The 15,567-nt window shown below is 50.7% G+C and carries 16 protein-coding genes and 1 riboswitch; of the genes, 10 read left to right on the top strand and 6 right to left on the bottom strand.

Translation table 11 applies throughout. The annotated features are described in order from the left end of the window. Positions 1-79 precede the first annotated feature (79 nt). Positions 80-859 (top strand): DUF6776 family protein, encoded by a 780-nt coding sequence (locus ACLBLI_RS14800; protein WP_414828362.1) that lies wholly within the window; start codon positions 80-82, stop codon positions 857-859. A 99-nt stretch (positions 860-958) separates the two neighbouring features. On the opposite strand, the gene arsB is transcribed toward ACLBLI_RS14800, so the two are convergent. The 5 genes from arsB to ACLBLI_RS14775 all read right to left on the bottom strand — a co-directional run bounded on the left by arsB (position 959) and on the right by ACLBLI_RS14775 (position 4,560). Beyond that, a complete protein-coding gene (gene arsB / locus ACLBLI_RS14795; RefSeq protein ID WP_414828361.1) occupies positions 959-1,975 on the bottom strand; it encodes an ACR3 family arsenite efflux transporter in 1,017 nt (338 codons plus the stop codon). Positions 1,976-1,984: 9 nt separating this feature from the next. Continuing rightward, positions 1,985-2,704, bottom strand: coding sequence for an arsenical resistance protein ArsH (gene arsH, locus ACLBLI_RS14790; RefSeq protein WP_414828360.1), 720 nt, complete (start codon positions 2,702-2,704; stop codon positions 1,985-1,987). After that, positions 2,701-3,174: an arsenate reductase ArsC gene (locus ACLBLI_RS14785; protein WP_414828359.1), complete on the bottom strand. Its 474-nt coding sequence runs from the start codon at positions 3,172-3,174 to the stop codon at positions 2,701-2,703. The genes arsH and ACLBLI_RS14785 overlap by 4 nt, the downstream gene beginning before the upstream one ends. A 274-nt stretch (positions 3,175-3,448) precedes the next feature. Further along, positions 3,449-3,781, bottom strand: a complete 333-nt coding sequence (locus ACLBLI_RS14780) for a metalloregulator ArsR/SmtB family transcription factor (protein WP_414828358.1) — start codon at positions 3,779-3,781, stop codon at positions 3,449-3,451. A 566-nt stretch (positions 3,782-4,347) separates the two neighbouring features. Then, positions 4,348-4,560, bottom strand: a complete 213-nt coding sequence (locus ACLBLI_RS14775) for a cold-shock protein (protein WP_218312814.1) — start codon at positions 4,558-4,560, stop codon at positions 4,348-4,350. A gap of 560 nt (positions 4,561-5,120) precedes the next feature. After that, a riboswitch (TPP riboswitch) is annotated at positions 5,121-5,232 on the top strand. Positions 5,233-5,312: 80 nt separating this feature from the next. On the opposite strand from ACLBLI_RS14775, the gene thiC reads away from it, so the two are divergent. The 8 genes from thiC (at position 5,313) to ACLBLI_RS14735 (ending at position 12,636) form a co-directional block, all read left to right on the top strand. Continuing rightward, entirely contained in the window at positions 5,313-7,001 is a 1,689-nt protein-coding gene (gene thiC / locus ACLBLI_RS14770; RefSeq protein WP_414828357.1) for a phosphomethylpyrimidine synthase ThiC, read from the top strand. Beyond that, entirely contained in the window at positions 6,998-8,512 is a 1,515-nt protein-coding gene (gene thiE, locus ACLBLI_RS14765) for a thiamine phosphate synthase (protein ID WP_414828356.1), read from the top strand. The genes thiC and thiE overlap by 4 nt, the downstream gene beginning before the upstream one ends. Then, complete coding sequence (locus ACLBLI_RS14760) at positions 8,502-9,248, top strand: HesA/MoeB/ThiF family protein (RefSeq protein ID WP_414828355.1); 747 nt, start codon at positions 8,502-8,504, stop codon at positions 9,246-9,248. Before thiE ends, ACLBLI_RS14760 begins: the two co-directional genes overlap by 11 nt. Next, on the top strand, positions 9,245-9,445 hold the full coding sequence (gene thiS, locus ACLBLI_RS14755; protein ID WP_414828354.1) for a sulfur carrier protein ThiS: 201 nt from the start codon (positions 9,245-9,247) through the stop codon (positions 9,443-9,445). The genes ACLBLI_RS14760 and thiS overlap by 4 nt, the downstream gene beginning before the upstream one ends. 2 nt (positions 9,446-9,447) lie before the next feature. After that, entirely contained in the window at positions 9,448-10,218 is a 771-nt protein-coding gene (locus ACLBLI_RS14750; protein WP_414830970.1) for a thiazole synthase, read from the top strand. Next, positions 10,215-11,321 carry a 2-iminoacetate synthase ThiH gene (thiH, locus tag ACLBLI_RS14745; protein ID WP_414828353.1) on the top strand — a complete coding sequence of 369 codons (1,107 nt, stop codon included), beginning with the start codon at positions 10,215-10,217 and terminating at the stop codon, positions 11,319-11,321. The genes ACLBLI_RS14750 and thiH overlap by 4 nt, the downstream gene beginning before the upstream one ends. Positions 11,322-11,526: 205 nt before the next feature. Next, positions 11,527-11,871, top strand: coding sequence for an iron-sulfur cluster insertion protein ErpA (gene erpA, locus ACLBLI_RS14740; protein WP_414828352.1), 345 nt, complete (start codon positions 11,527-11,529; stop codon positions 11,869-11,871). Between the two features lie 192 nt (positions 11,872-12,063). Next, positions 12,064-12,636, top strand: coding sequence for a glutathione S-transferase family protein (locus ACLBLI_RS14735; protein ID WP_414828351.1), 573 nt, complete (start codon positions 12,064-12,066; stop codon positions 12,634-12,636). Positions 12,637-12,695: 59 nt separating this feature from the next. On the opposite strand, the gene ACLBLI_RS14730 is transcribed toward ACLBLI_RS14735, so the two are convergent. Then, the gene (locus tag ACLBLI_RS14730) at positions 12,696-13,649 is read right to left on the bottom strand and encodes a D-2-hydroxyacid dehydrogenase (protein ID WP_414828350.1); all 954 of its coding nucleotides are present in this window, start codon (positions 13,647-13,649) and stop codon (positions 12,696-12,698) included. A 120-nt stretch (positions 13,650-13,769) separates the two neighbouring features. Here ACLBLI_RS14730 and ACLBLI_RS14725 point away from each other — a divergent pair, with 120 nt between their 5' ends. Continuing rightward, on the top strand, positions 13,770-15,548 hold the full coding sequence (locus ACLBLI_RS14725) for a trans-sulfuration enzyme family protein (protein WP_414828349.1): 1,779 nt from the start codon (positions 13,770-13,772) through the stop codon (positions 15,546-15,548). Positions 15,549-15,567 lie beyond the last annotated feature (19 nt).

Here is a 15,567-nt window from a genome sequence, read left to right as displayed (position 1 = left end):
TACAGTGAATCCGTTACATTCCAGGCATGTTATCACAACTGCTTGGTAATCATCATCTTATGGTAGATAAAACAGACACATGACAATGACCCCCGAGCAGTTAAAAGCGCGCTACGGCACATTCAGACTCTCTTTACTGGTGCTGCTGGCAATGATGGCGATGGCATTTTTCGGTTACCAGCTTGCAGGTTACCTGCAGGATACCGACAACAAGCAACGTGAGGCAATGGCTGAGACCAAAGCGCTGCTGGAAGAACAAAATACCGCGCTGAATACCCGCGTCAATCAACTTGAAGTTGCGCTTCAGCTGGCCCTGCAGGAGACCCGCAATGAACGTGATATTCAATCGACGTTACAGGATGAAATCCACAATTTGCGATCGCGCCTGGATTTTTATGAGAATGTCATGGCACCAGAGACAACGCAGGAGGGGTTTTATATTGATGGCGTCCAGATATTTGCTACCAATACACCTTATTTATACCAGTTGCGTTTTGTCCTTCTGCAGCAGCGCGACAATCGCGCCATTGTAAAAGGCGATCTGGCAATCAGTATTACCGGTAACCTGAATAATGAACGGGTGACTTTAGAAGCAGGCTCGGCAGACTTTTTGCCGGAAGGTACTATTCACTATCGTTTTAAATTCTTTCAAACCGTAAATGTGAATTTCAGCTTGCCAGAAGGGTTTGAACCTGAATTCCTGCATTTTGAAACAAACGTTTACCAGTATACGACCTTACGTGGTAACTACCAGCGGACTATCTCCTGGCGCGACAGCGCTACGCAGGAAAATATGTCATCAGAGACGTCAATGCAAATCAGCTTGGATAACCAAAGCCAGAGGGAAGAGGGGAGCTAGTTGACGAGCTCCTTCACAGTATTTCAGCATCGCCACTGTTTATATTTTACCTTCACAGTGGCGATGCCATGAATGCTGGCGTGAGGTCACGCTTTGCGTTTATGCAAACCAGTGGCGGGTGCGGTTGGCAAACCACACCAGCGATAGCATAACAGGCACCTCTACGAGTACCCCTACGACCGTTGCCAGTGCCGCGCCTGACTGCAGCCCGAACACGGAAATGGCTACGGCAACGGCTAATTCAAAAAAATTCGAGGTGCCAATCATACAGGCAGGCGCGGCGACGTTATGCGGCAGCTTCAGCCACTTTGCCAGCCAGTACGCAAGCGCAAAGATGCCGTAGGTTTGGATAAGCAGCGGAATGGCTATCAGTACAATGGCTTCAGGTCGTGACAGAATCGTTTCAGATTGAAAGCCAAAAAGCAGGGTAACGGTAGCCAGCAGCCCGATAACTGACCAGGGCTTCATGGTGGCAAGGAAGCTATCTATTCGACTGTGATCATTGCCCTTGTCCAGGCCTTTGCGAACAAAGGCACCAGCCAGCAGCGGTACTACCACATAAAGCACAACGGAAAGCAGCAAGGTGTCCCATGGCACCGTAATGTCGGTCACGCCCAGCAGTAAGCCGGCGATAGGTGCGAAGGCGAAAATCATGATCACGTCATTGATCGATACCTGCACCAGAGTGTAGTTGGCATCGCCACGGGTGAGTTGGCTCCATACAAATACCATCGCGGTGCAAGGCGCAACACCAAGCAGAATCATTCCCGCGATATATTCGCTGGCCGTTTGTGGGTCCACCCAGTCGGCAAATAAGCCTTTGAAAAACAGCCAGCCAAGCAGCGCCATCGTAAAAGGCTTGATAAGCCAGTTTATGACAAGGGTCAGAATAAGGCCCTTGGGCTTCTTACCCACGTCCTTAATGGAAGCAAAATCAATTTGCACCATCATCGGGAAAATCATCAGCCAGATGAGTATGGCTATCACCAGGTTAACATGCGCATATTCAATGCCGGCAACGGCCTCAAAAAAGCCGGGCGCCAATGTGCCAGCTGATATACCGACAATAATCGCCAGCCCCACCCAAACGCTCAGGTATCGTTCAAAAAGTCCCATGTATCGCTCCTAAATGCTGCGCTGATTAACGCGTTGACTCACTTGTTCTGCAGTTTCTACCCGCTCTGAGTAACGGTCGACAAAATGCGTTTTGTTGTCGCGTAACAGCAGCGTAAACTTCATCAGCTCTTCCATCACATCGACGATGCGGTTGTAGTAGGGCGATGGTTTCATCCTGTCGTTTTCATCGAACTCCATAAAGGCCTTGGGAACTGAAGACTGATTGGGGATGGTGACCATTCGCATCCAACGGCCCAGTATTCTGAGCTGGTTCACGGTGTTGAAAGACTGCGAGCCGCCGCATACCTGCATGACTGCCAGCGTTTTTCCCTGCGTAGGGCGAACGCCCCCCATATTTAGCGGAACCCAGTCTATCTGACTTTTGAAAATGCTGGTCATCGAACCATGGCGTTCTGGCGAACACCATACCTGTCCTTCTGACCACATCATCAGGTCGCGCAATTCCTGTACCTTGGGGTGAGAGGCATCTTCAGTATCTGTCTGCGGTAGCCCGTCCGGATTAAAAATGCGGGTTTCAGCACCAAATTGATTCAGGATCCGGGCGCTTTCCTCTACAACCAGACGACTGAATGCGCGCGGCCGTAATGAGCCGTACAGCAGCAGAATTCTGGGCTTGTGAGTAGAGAATGTGCTAACAAAGTTCGCAGCCGACGGTGTTTCAAAGCAGTCCGGTTCTATGTTCGGAAGGGCATCATGCTGTAGGGTCATGCTTGCGCTCCTGCCTGGCAAAGTTCGGCCAGCAACGACTTTTTACTTTTACAACGTCGGGCTATCGTAACCAGTTTGCTAACTCGGTTTTCTATTTCATCAATACATTCATCGAAGGCCCGTGAGATAACGTCGTCACTGCCTTCAACTTTAGATGGGTCGGCCAACCCCCAGTGCACTTTACAACTTTTGCCGAAATACACCGGACAGGACTCACCGGCTGCGGAGTCACAGACAGTAATGACTACATCAGGCTCGAAGTCTTCAAAATCGTCCCACGACTGACTGGTAAGATCGTTGGTTGGATACCCTTTCTCCTGCAGAAATCGTAAGCTAAGCGGGTGCACTTCCCCTGCCGGCTGACTTCCGGCGCTGCGGGCTTCTATTGCACCGTCAGCGAGCTGGTTGGTGATGGCCTCAGACAAAATACTTCTGCACCGGTTATGGGTACAGATATACAGAATTTTCACTACAGTTTTCTCCTTATGGACTGTTGATTTTTGCTGTGCACATTCACCGCAGTGTGTGTCGCCCCGACTATACGGGTGTTCGAAGTGCTGGTGGCCTGAATCGAAAACATTCGAAGCAGTTAGGCTGTACACAGGCACTGCCCGAGTAGGGCGTCATGGAAGCCTTTTACCCTTAGTCACAGTCTTTAACTTAGCCCACCAGGCTTGCAGAACGACTTCGCGACCTAAAGGCTTCCGTTCAGACCAAAATTTGCACACCAAAAATGAATAGCCCTTAGCAACAGATCCTACTGTTCTGACTGTGTTGCAGTCTTTTCAGCGCATCGTTGTAATAACCGGGGGTGTTGTCAGACGTAAGCGAAATCACGTCTCGTGCCCACTCTGGTAAATCAGGGTGCAAACGGTAGTACACCCATTTTCCGCGACGCTCATCCTGCACCAGGCCGCACTTTCGTAACGACGCCAGATGTCTGGACGTTTTAGGCTGGTCGAGCTGTAGTGCGATCATCAGGTCGCACACACAGGCTTCTCCGACATGCTGAATAAGCAGCATCGATTGCAGCCGGGTGTCATCAGCAAGGCATTTGTAGAACTGGCAAGGATCCATAACCAACACATGCGAAATAAAACATATGTGAATTTTCGTATGTGTTGGTGTAAATGTCAACGAATCCATCAGCGAAGGTGACAGAAATAGACACGCAGACTTATTGAGTCGAGCAGACTTTTCCTGGTTTGTTTCACCTGATTGAATCTTGCTGCGTTAACGCCAGACAAGACAAAAAAGTCTGATGTTAAAAAATACGGGGAAAGAGGAAGCTGAGAGAAGTGTATAAAAAGAAAAGAGAGTGTCAGTGTGGGGCGTACACTGGTGTAAAACTAGTTCGCTAGCGTCTCATTATTCTCTGACAATGCCAGTAGTACTTTTATAAAACTTTTTGTTTGCTGACTATTTGAAAACTGGATCATTTTTTTACTTTTAGTGTCAGTAAATGCCACATGATATTTATTTACAGATATATTTTTTACAGGCGGAAATGTTTTTATTTCGCCTTCATTAAGGCTGTTTTTATTAATAGGAATTCTCACTTTTGTATCTTAGTAGGGGGATGTTATTTCGGCAGGAAGCAGATAAAAGAGCCGGAAGACTCCGGCTCAGAATATTACAGGGATTTACAGAACAACTACGTTGTTCGCCTGCAGACCTTTTTGGCCATTTTCTACGTCAAACTTCACAGCCTGACCGTCAGATAAGGTTTTGAACCCTTCAGAAACAATCGAGCGGAAATGAACGAAAACGTCCTTGCCACCGTTGTCCTGAGTCAGAAAACCAAAACCTTTATCTTCGTTAAACCACTTAACTGTACCGTTCACAGAATTAGACATAATAGAAACCTTTTTTAAAAAATGAGCGGCGAAATAATTTTTTACTCGCCATCAAGCGTTAGATATGACTTGCCTAATAAAGCAGGTGAGTATCTTTAAACGACTTTTTGGGAAAAGGAGTGTGAAGAAAAAACAGTGCAGTAGTAGAAAAAGCTTTAATTATCTAAAGCCAGATCATAGTACTTACTATTTTTCGTGGTGTCTATCATATTTTGTCTTTTTATTTTTATTAGCGCTTTTTATGGTGAGTTATTATTTTTACTAACGCGAAGAATTACGCAATTTTATACGTTAGTTTAAAACAATAAAATGTATGTTTTTAGCGGTCCTTCCCCCACACATCAACGAGGTGTTTTAGCGCAGGAAAAGAACTGCATCAACGATGTGCTCTACCGCATATCAACGACTGTAGCCACTTTCTGCAAAACCTGCCTGCTTACGACATGCTTCAGTTCAGGGCTCGATGAGTGTCTATAGTCCTGTTCGCGCATTACTTGTTGTTTCTAACCGCTCTCAAAAATCCTCTTGCGCAACAGGAATATTTTTGTTTGACTGAAAAAAGAATCTTGTCGGAGTGCCTCGCTTTTTTCGAAGCAGGCTGAGACCGCAGTTGCGGGATCCGTTGAACCTGATCAGGCTAATACCTGCGAAGGGAACAAGAGAGTTGTCGCCGGGATCTGTATATCAGAACCGGTGGCTACTCTGTTCAACACTCCTGACAAGCAACTCGAACTTTTACATGAGAGTATGCTATGTCAACCACACAACGTCAGAATCGCCAGCAGGCGGAATCTTTTTTAAATACCCTGTCAGGCGATTATTTTCCGCAGTCTACCCGGGAATTTATTCGAGGCTCAGAAGACGATATCAGTGTGCCTTTTCGGCGCATCCATTTGAGCGAAACCCTGCACCAGCCAACACCCGGACGCACATTGCCACCAAACCCGCCGGTGGACGTTTATGACACGTCAAGTGTTTACGGCGAGCCTGGCTCAAAAGTGGACGTGCGTCAGGGGCTACCTAAGCGGAGAGCAAACTGGATTGCCGCGCGAAAGCAACAACCCGAACTGGGACTCACGCAGTTAGCCAGCGCCAGACGCGGTATCATTACCCCTGAAATGGAATTTGTGGCGTTGCGCGAAAACCTCGGCCGCGAGGATTTGCCCAATCCGGTTACGCCTGAATTCGTGCGCGACGAGGTCGCCAAAGGCCGCGCTATCATTCCGGTGAATCACAATCACCCGGAATCCGAACCCATGATCATCGGTCGCAATTTCCTGGTGAAAGTGAATGCCAATATCGGCAATTCCTCGGTGACGTCATCCATTGAGGAAGAGGTGGAAAAGCTGGTGTGGGCAACGCGCTGGGGCGCCGATACGATCATGGATTTATCTACCGGCCGGAATATTCATCAGACCCGCGAATGGATATTACGTAACAGCCCAGTGCCAGTAGGAACCGTACCTATCTATCAGGCACTGGAGCGTGTGGGCGGTATTGCCGAAGATCTGAATTGGCCAACCTTCCGACAGGTACTCCAAGAGCAGGCAGAGCAGGGTGTCGACTACTTTACCATTCACGCAGGGGTACTCCACGACTTCATCTCGCTTACCGCAAACCGGGTTACCGGCATTGTCTCACGTGGCGGGTCCATCATGGCAAAGTGGTGTATGGCACATAAGTCAGAGAGCTTTTTGTATCGGCACTTCCGTGAGATATGTGAGCTTTGCGCCAGATATGATATTTCTCTGTCACTTGGCGATGGTTTGCGTCCAGGCTCTATTGCAGATGCCAACGACGAGGCGCAGTTTGCTGAGCTTAGAGTGCTGGGCGAACTGACGCAAATTGCGTGGGAATACGATGTGCAGGTGATGATCGAAGGCCCTGGTCATGTGCCGATGCATAAAATCAAAGAGAATATGGATGAGCAGCTTAAGCACTGCCATGAAGCCCCGTTTTACACCTTGGGACCGCTAACTACGGATATCGCTCCCGGTTATGATCATATTACCTCGGGAATTGGTGCGGCAATGATTGGCGCTTTTGGGTGTGCCATGCTTTGCTATGTTACGCCCAAAGAGCATCTCGGCCTTCCCAACAAAGATGACGTGAAGCAGGGGCTTATCGCCTACAAAATTGCCGCGCATGCTGCGGATCTCGCGAAAGGACACCCGGGCGCACAGGCTCGTGATGATGCCATGTCCAAAGCGCGCTTCGAGTTTCGTTGGGAGGATCAGTTTAATCTGGCACTGGATCCGGTGACGGCTAAGGCCTATCACGACGAAACGCTGCCTCAGGAATCCAATAAAACTGCACAGTTTTGTTCAATGTGTGGGCCTAAATTTTGTTCGATGAAGATTTCACACGAGGTGCGTCAGTATTCCGGTCATCGCATTGACGTTGAAGTGCTCGATGCCACTGCAACGGAACAGCGCGCATGACACGTCCCATCGTCTGGAGCATTGCCGGCTCTGATAGCGGCGGCGGAGCTGGCATTCAGGCAGACCTGCACACTATGCACGCGCTGGGTGTGCATGGATGTACGGTGATCACGACCGTGACCGCGCAAAATTCTGTAACCACCACGGCGCTGTTTCCGTTGCCGGCAGCGCAGGTGCTCAGTCAGCTTTCCTGTTTACTGGAGGATTTACCTCCGGTAGCCATCAAGCTGGGCATCATCAGTAACCCAGATCAACTGAAAATGATTGCGCGGTTCCTGAAAAACTGGCCTGACGATATCAGAAGGCCGCTGGTGATATGGGATCCGGTTCTGGTTTCCACACAGAACGATGTGCTTTCAACGCTTACACGCGCGGATATTGCTGAACTGTTGCCTGAGGTTGATCTGATCACCCCGAATATGGCTGAACTTGCTGTACTGTCTGGTCACCGCGATCACGCTGACGTGGTGTTACCTCAGGCTGCCGACACCCTGCGTGAGTTGGGTGTGAAAGCCGTGCTTGTCACCGGCGTCGTCACTAACGACAGTACCGGGCGACGTGATTATCTGTTCTGCGATAGCGCAACCTTTACGCTTGAACAGCGGGAGGTAAAAACGTCACATGATCACGGCACGGGCTGCACATTGTCCTCAGCCATAGCCGCGTTTGCCGCCCATGACTATCCGCTTACAGACTGTCTGGTGTTAGCCAGTGCGTATGTGAATCGGGGGCTTCAACAGGCATCCGCGCTGGGGCAGGGACCCGGACCGGTTGCGCACACTGGGTGGCCTGATGTACTGTCTGCCTTCCCTGACATCCGGCTTGACGGGTTGCCTGACGTCACTCCCCGTTTTGCGCCGCTACCTGACCCGCCCGGACTTTACCCGGTAGTCGATTCCGTAGACTGGCTGCAACGGCTTCTGAAGATGGGGGTTAACACTCTCCAGCTACGCATAAAATCACCGCCATCACTGAACGTTGAAATGGCGATTTGTGAGGCAGTCGCACTGGGAAAGCGCTTTAATGCGCAGGTGTTTATCAATGACCACTGGGCCCTGGCAATCAAACACGGTGCGTTTGGTGTGCACCTGGGGCAGGAAGATTTGGCCGAAGCGGATCTTATGGCTATAGAAAAAGCCGGTCTGCGGCTGGGTATTTCTACGCATAGCTATTCTGAAATACTGATCGCCCTGAAATATTGCCCCTCTTACATCGCACTTGGACACATTTTTCCCACACAGACCAAATCGATGCCATCGCAGCCTCAGGGCCTGACGCGGCTGGCGCGCTACGTGAAGTTACTTAAGCCCACCGGCATACCGACGGTGGCAATTGGCGGAATAGGGCTCAGTAATGTTGATGATGTGGTGCAGACTAATCCGGATGGCATTGCTGTAGTCACCGCCATCACTCACTCTAATGACGCTCGCGCGGCGGTAACCGCGCTTAATCAAAGACTGGGCGCGAAGGGACGCCTAGAGGGAAATAAGGAAACCTCGGGTGCTGACTGATCAGGAGTACTTGCGCTATGGCGCATCGATGTGTCTGGAGGCTTTTGGTGAACACGGGCAGCTTACGTTAAAGAGAGCCCGGGTAACGGTAATTGGATTGGGTGGGCTGGGATGCGCAGCCAGTCAATATCTTGCTGCAGCCGGCGCCGGCACACTGGTACTGGTAGATGATGACACTGTACAGCTAAGTAATCTTCAGCGTCAGGTACTTTACACCACCGGTCAGGTGGGAACACTAAAGGCACAAAACGCCGTGCAATCGCTAAGGCAATTAAACGATGACATCAGCATTGAAGCGAAGGCAATACGGGTTGATGAACACAATGCTTACTCGCTGATTGCGGGAAGCGATGTGGTACTGGATTGTACTGACAATCTGGCCAGCAGATGGATTATCAATAAGGCCTGTTATCAGGCTGGAATTCCGCTTATCAGTGGTGCTGCCGAGGGCTGGCAAGGCCAGCTACTCAGTCTCAGCCCCAGCCAGCCGCACGGTTGTTACGCCTGCTTATATCCGCCGGGCACAGAGGAAAGCCCGGCGTGTGAACGCGCCGGAGTCATGGGGCCGCTGGTGGGCATCATTGGTGCCGCCCAGGCATTTCAGGCTATCCGGGTTGTAGCCGGTGAGTTTACAGACTGGGGCATGTTACATACGTTCGACGGTGCCAGCATGAACTGGTCACAATTTTATCTTCCGGCTTCGGCTTACTGCTCACATTGTCAGGAGGGAGTATGAAAATCTCGGTGAACAATCAGATTATGCAGGTTGATGACGGCACAACGGTTGCCGCGCTTGTTCGTCAGCAAAACATCAACAGGCACGCCATTGCCGTCGCGGTGAACCAACACATTATTCACCGCGAAAACTGGGCGGACTATCAGTTTCATAATGATGACAGCGTGGTTGTCGTCACGGTCGTAGCAGGAGGATAATGATGCTGACAATAGCGGGACATTCTTTTCGTTCGCGTCTGCTTACCGGCAGCGGCAAGTTCGCCAGTGCCGACATCATGGAGAGCGCACTGGCCGCGTCGGGAAGTGAGCTGGTTACCCTGGCGCTTAAACGGGTAGCGCCTGACAGCGCGCAAGATGACATTCTCACTCCGGTAGTGAATCTGGGGTTAAAGGTGCTACCCAATACCTCAGGAGCAAAAACAGCGGAAGAAGCCATTTTTGCCGCCCGTCTCGCGAAAGAGGCGCTGAGAACCAGCTGGCTTAAACTTGAAATTCATCCTGATCCTAACTATCTGCTTCCTGATCCGATTGAAACTCTGAAAGCCGCTGAGCAACTGGTAAAAGAGGGCTTTACGGTGCTCCCATACTGCGGCGCTGACCCGGTGTTATGTCAGCGTCTCACAGAGGTTGGCTGCGCAGCGGTAATGCCGCTTGGGGCGCCGATAGGGTCAAACATGGGGCTGAAAAGTCGTGATTTTCTGCGCATTATCATTGAACAAGCCAGCGTCCCCGTGATCGTCGATGCGGGTATTGGTGCTCCCAGTCATGCGGCTGAGGCAATGGAAATGGGCGCAGATGCGGTGCTGGTGAATACTGCTATTGCCACGGCGCGACACCCTGCAAAAATGGCCAGAGCGTTTCGCGAGGCAGTAATTTGCGGGAGACGGGCCTTTAACGCTGGACTTGGCGCAGTGTCAGTAGGGCAGGCCAGCGCATCCAGTCCGATGACATCGTTTCTGGATACATTATGAGCTTTTACCAGAAGTGGGAGCAGACAAGCTGGGACGATATTCAGCTGGCGCTTTACAGCAAGGGTGCGACCGATGTAGAGCATGCGCTAGCTGCAAAGAAAGTGGAGCACGACGATTTTCTCGCCTTGCTGTCGCCTGCTGCGCAACCTTATCTGGAAGCGATGGCCGTAAAGTCGCATCAACTCACCCGGCAACGCTTCGGAAACACACTAGGCATGTTCATACCGCTTTATCTTTCCAATCTGTGCGCGAACGAGTGTTCCTATTGTGGTTTTTCGATGAGCAACCGCATCAAGCGCAAAACCCTCAGCGAGAAAGAGATCCGGCGCGAGTGCGAGGCAATAAAAGCCAAAGGCTACGACACCGTGCTGGTGGTCACAGGCGAGCACGAAACCAAAGTGGGAATGACGTACTTCCTCACTGCGCTGTCAATCATCAGACAGTATTTCAGCTACGTGATGTTTGAGGTGCAGCCTCTCGCAGAGTCTGAATACGCACAGCTTAGGGAGGCCGGACTGGATGGCGTGATGGTCTATCAGGAAACCTATCACTCACGCGCTTACGCAACCCACCATTTGCGGGGTAAGAAAGCGGATATGCGCTGGCGGCTTGAAGCGCCGGACAGGCTGGGAAAGGCAGGTATTGATAAAATCGGCCTGGGCAGTTTAATAGGGCTTGCAGACTGGCGGGTGGATAGTGCGTTTACCGCCTTACATCTTGAGTATTTGCGTACACGATACTGGCGAAGCCGGTATTCTTTATCATTTCCCCGTCTGCGTCCCTGCACCGGTGGCGTCGAGCCGGTTTCGCCAATTTCTGATAAAGAACTGGTGCAGCTGATTTGCGCCTACCGGTTACGTTTTCATGATGTGGAGATGAGCCTGTCTACCCGTGAGCAGGCGGCCATGCGCGACGGTTTGTTTACACTGGGCGTGACGTCGGTGAGCGCGGAGTCCAGTACCCAGCCGGGTGGGTACGCGCAGGATAACGCCGAGCTTGAGCAGTTTGCTATTGACGATACCCGGGCGACGACGGACGTTGCTGCGGCAATACGCAGAGCGGGCTTACAGCCGGTATGGCGGGACGGGCTGCCCGGATGGTAGTCGGTAGTCTGTTTATTGTGGCTGCGGCGTTGACATAGAGACGGGCGGCTTCATTCGTGTACCATCAGGTTGAATTTCGTGGAGACATACCCACAGTATACGAAGCCGGGACTATTTCCTGAGAATAGTTGATAGAACTACTCAAGTATTAGATAATCACCCCCAGCTTTAAGTGCACTGGCACTTACCACATTCTGAGGTAGATATGACTGTAGAAACCGCGTTGCCAATCGAGTTTTCAGATGCGGCAGCACGAAAAGTAAAAGCCCTTGTTACCGAGGAAGAAAATCCTGAACTTAAGCTTCGCGTTTACGTTACGGGTGGCGGATGTTCCGGGTTTCAGTATGGCTTTACGTTCGATGAAAAAGTGAATGAAGGCGATATGACTATCGAGAAAGACGATGTCACGCTGGTGGTCGACCCTATGAGCCTGCAATATCTGGTTGGCGGTGTGGTCGATTATAAGGAAGGCCTCGACGGCTCCCGCTTTTTAGTTGAGAACCCCAATGCCACCACCACCTGTGGTTGCGGCGCATCGTTCAGCGTCTGATTATCTGACTGCGAAGCCAGTTCATGGCTTCGCGCTTGCCAATCTGCTTTTTTCTCGTCTATGGTAAAACGTGTAACATCGCCTATCGCGATGAACTGCATGGGACATGTGATCCTCAACCGCAATGATTTCCATATCAGGGATGCACATAGCGCTAACTTCCATTACCCGGCGTGATAAAGGGAACGCAACATGAAACTATATGGCTCTACTACATCACCGTATGTTCGTCGTATCCGTGTGGTGTTAGCTCAAACCGAACACGAGTTTGTCGATTTACAGATTTTCTCCGGCGAAGACCGTGAACTGCTGGCTTCCCGTAATCCTGCCCTCAAAGTACCCTGTCTGGAAGACGATGGGCGCGTGATCCTCGATTCCAGAGTCATCTACAGCTATCTGTCTGAAAAATTTGGCTTCGCTCCGCTCACCTGGGACGAGGAGAACATGCTGACACTGATTGATGCGGCCAACGATTCATTTGTGCAGCTGTTATTGCTAGCGCGTTCTGACATAGATACCAGCGGCGATGCGCTTCACTTCCGGCTGCAAAAAGAGCGTATTGAGGCTGTATTCACGTCACTGGAAGCGCAACTGAATGCGGGGCTGTTCAGCAAATGGACTTATCCTGAAATTTGTCTGTACACCCTGGTTGACTGGGTTGAGTTCAGAGAGTTACATGATCTGTCAGACTATCCACGGTTACGGGCCTTTCGCGAAGCGCATAAGGATCGGATTGAGTTAACCGCGACCGATCCTCGCCAGTAGCGCTGATTACGGCAAGCTGCAGTTCTCGCTCTGTGCCCAAAGCTGTGCTCGCCGCTGTCCTAATAGCCGCGTTCAAAATCCAGTTGATAGTGAAGTGGCTCGGCATTGAGAAACCGTTGTAAGTTCTCTGCGAATACACGCGCGACATCATCGGCGGCGGAGATGGCCGCGGTATGCTGGCTTACCCAAATTTTAGGATGTGACCAGAATGGATGGGATGCCGGTAAGGGCTCCTGCCTGAAAACGTCAAGCACGGCTGCACGCAAGGTGCCGTTGTCCAATGCGTCGAGTAACGCGGCGTCGTCTACCGCGCTGCCACGTCCTGCATTAATGAACACCGCACCCTCAGGCAGCGCACTGAAAACGTGCTCATCAATAAAATTAGCCGTCGCGCTGGTATCGGGCAACAGGTTCACAACGGCCTGGCACTGTGCAGCGAACGCTTGTTTGTCGGCGGATGCAAACATTGCATCATAGCCCGGTTGGGTTTCCCCTTTACTGTTAAGGCCAACGACGCGCATGCCAAACGCATTCGCCACGGGCAGCAGCGCTGAAGCAATAGAGCCTGCTCCCAGGATGCCAAGTGTGGAACCGTTTAGCGTACCCGGTGCAGGCTGCATCCAGCGATGTTCTTGCGGCGCGTGTTCCAGTGCCCGGAAAGTATCAACATCCCGGCTGAAGTGAAGCAGATAGGCAAACACATATTCACGCATTTTTTCGCCGAAGATCCCCCTTACGCCAGTTAAGGTGTAATCCCGCTTTGCCAGTTGCAGTAGTGGTTTGTTACCTGCCCAGGTCGACTGGCACCATTGCAGATGACGGCACTGTTCTACCACCTTTACAGCGAGATCCGGATCTGCCAGCAGAATGTGAACCTTGCTGGTATCAATATCGTTATCTTGTGTAGCACACTGAACGATGCGTAACCCGTTAATGTTCATCGCAATAATTTCTTTTTCCAGCAAGTCTGCGTCCCGACTGAGGATCGTTAATTCGGCGTTTCTATCTGGCATGCCTGCTCCGTTAGTAAAGATATCTTTCCTCGCCATCATCAGCTGTTAACACGCAGTGTGTTTATAAATTGTTATCAACAAATTACATTCTCGTAAAAATAACTACGAGAGAACACCTACATGACAAGCAATCTGGATCACGCGAAATGTCTGTCGCCGCGTCGTAACACAACGGCTGCAAGCTCAGTGGAAGAACTGGTAAGCGAGCAGCTGGAACATTTCGGTATCAGCAGTGATTCTGAGTATGGTAAAGCACTGAGCAGCACCGCGACAAATTTATATCAGGCGCAATCTGATGTGATGAGGTTGTGGGATATTACCAGCAACTCACTGAAATCATTAAATAAAGAAGACCGTCTGGCGTATTTCAATGCCAAGAAATTCCTGTCGTTCCAGATAGCGAAAATTTTAGATACGTTGCAAAACCCTTTCCGGGCAACATATCAGAGTTTATCTGGCGGTAACGGCTCGCAGGGGCATTACCCACTGTTTGATAACGTTACCGCACTGTTTTCTGCCACGCCGGTAATTGTGCGCACGGCAACCTACGTGTATGCCTGTACCGAATGGGTTGATGATGCCTTCCAGGGTAAAGAATTTACGCACCAGATTTATTCACGGTTGCTTAACCCAACCAATATTTCACTGGCCAATGCCATTGTCGATATGGAGGCGGGTCCGTATTCGGCAGATTACCTGGCCTGGAATTTTAACTCGGGAATGGCTGCAATTGACGGCTTGCTCTCTAACGTACTGTCGCATGGTGACATACTGATTGTCTCGCGCAATGTCTATGGCGGCGTGTATCAGCTACTCCACGATTATTTTGCCCGTGAAAACCGGATGAATATCCAGTTGGCCTGGTTTGATGGTTATACCAAAGAGGCGTTTGAGGCGTTCTATGAAGAAACCCGGCATACTTACGAGGACAAACTGAACAATGGGGCGAGCCTGCATGTGTATCTGGAGTCTCCATGCAATCCACATGGCTATGTACTGGATGTTCCGGGGATATCAGAAGTCGCTCACGCCAACAATTCACTGGTAATGCTGGACTCAACGCTGGCAACGCCGGTACTGCATCAGCCGTTGCAGCACAAAAACAAGGCGGCAAGACCGGATTATATTGTTCATAGTTACACCAAGGACATTTGTGGTAGCGGCGCGACCACCGCCGGTGTCGTGATCGGGGAAAACTACCGGATGTTCCAGCCCAAAGGCGCCTGCATGAACGGTTATGACTGGTCAAAGACCCTGTTCTGGGATGTGTATTACATCAAAGGCGCGTTCCTCGATTCGGAAAAAGCGTTTGATGTATTAAACGGGATGAAAACGCTGGAACAGCGCATCAAGAGCAAAGTTATCAATACAAAAGTGTTTACGGCATTTCTGAATGCTCACCCTCAATTACGCGTGAACAGTCACGCTGTGGTAACCCATGACAATGCCGGGCTGTGTGAAAAGCAACATACACACGGCTGGCCATGCGCGCTGTTTACCGTAGATATGGCACCAGCAGAGCTGGAGCGCGAAGTATTTGTACGTTTCTTTGATGCACTGGAACCGGCGTTCAGTCACCAGGTCAGCATCGGACAAACCAATACCATAATTTTGTGTCCGGCACTCACATCGCACTCTGAACTGAGCCCTGAGGAGCAGAAAAAAGCCGGTATTGAACTGACAACCATGCGCATAGCCATGGGCACAGACAACGTGAAACAACTAATCGCGCACTTTATGCTGGCTGCTCGTCACTTTATTGACCCACATGCTCCGGGTTTTTCGGCCAAGTTTATGTCGCCGGAAGATGTGGATAGCCTCTATCAGCGGATTAGCATGGAAGTGTGTGAGCAGTATTATTCCAGCGTGCCGAAGACCGCTGAGCTGCTTCAGGAATAGCACAAGACGACGATACCCT

Origin of the sequence: Alteromonas sp. H39 (assembly GCF_047556435.1) — a bacterium.
GTDB lineage: Bacteria > Pseudomonadota > Gammaproteobacteria > Enterobacterales > Alteromonadaceae > Alteromonas.
This window is presented reverse-complemented; position numbering and strand designations above follow the sequence as displayed.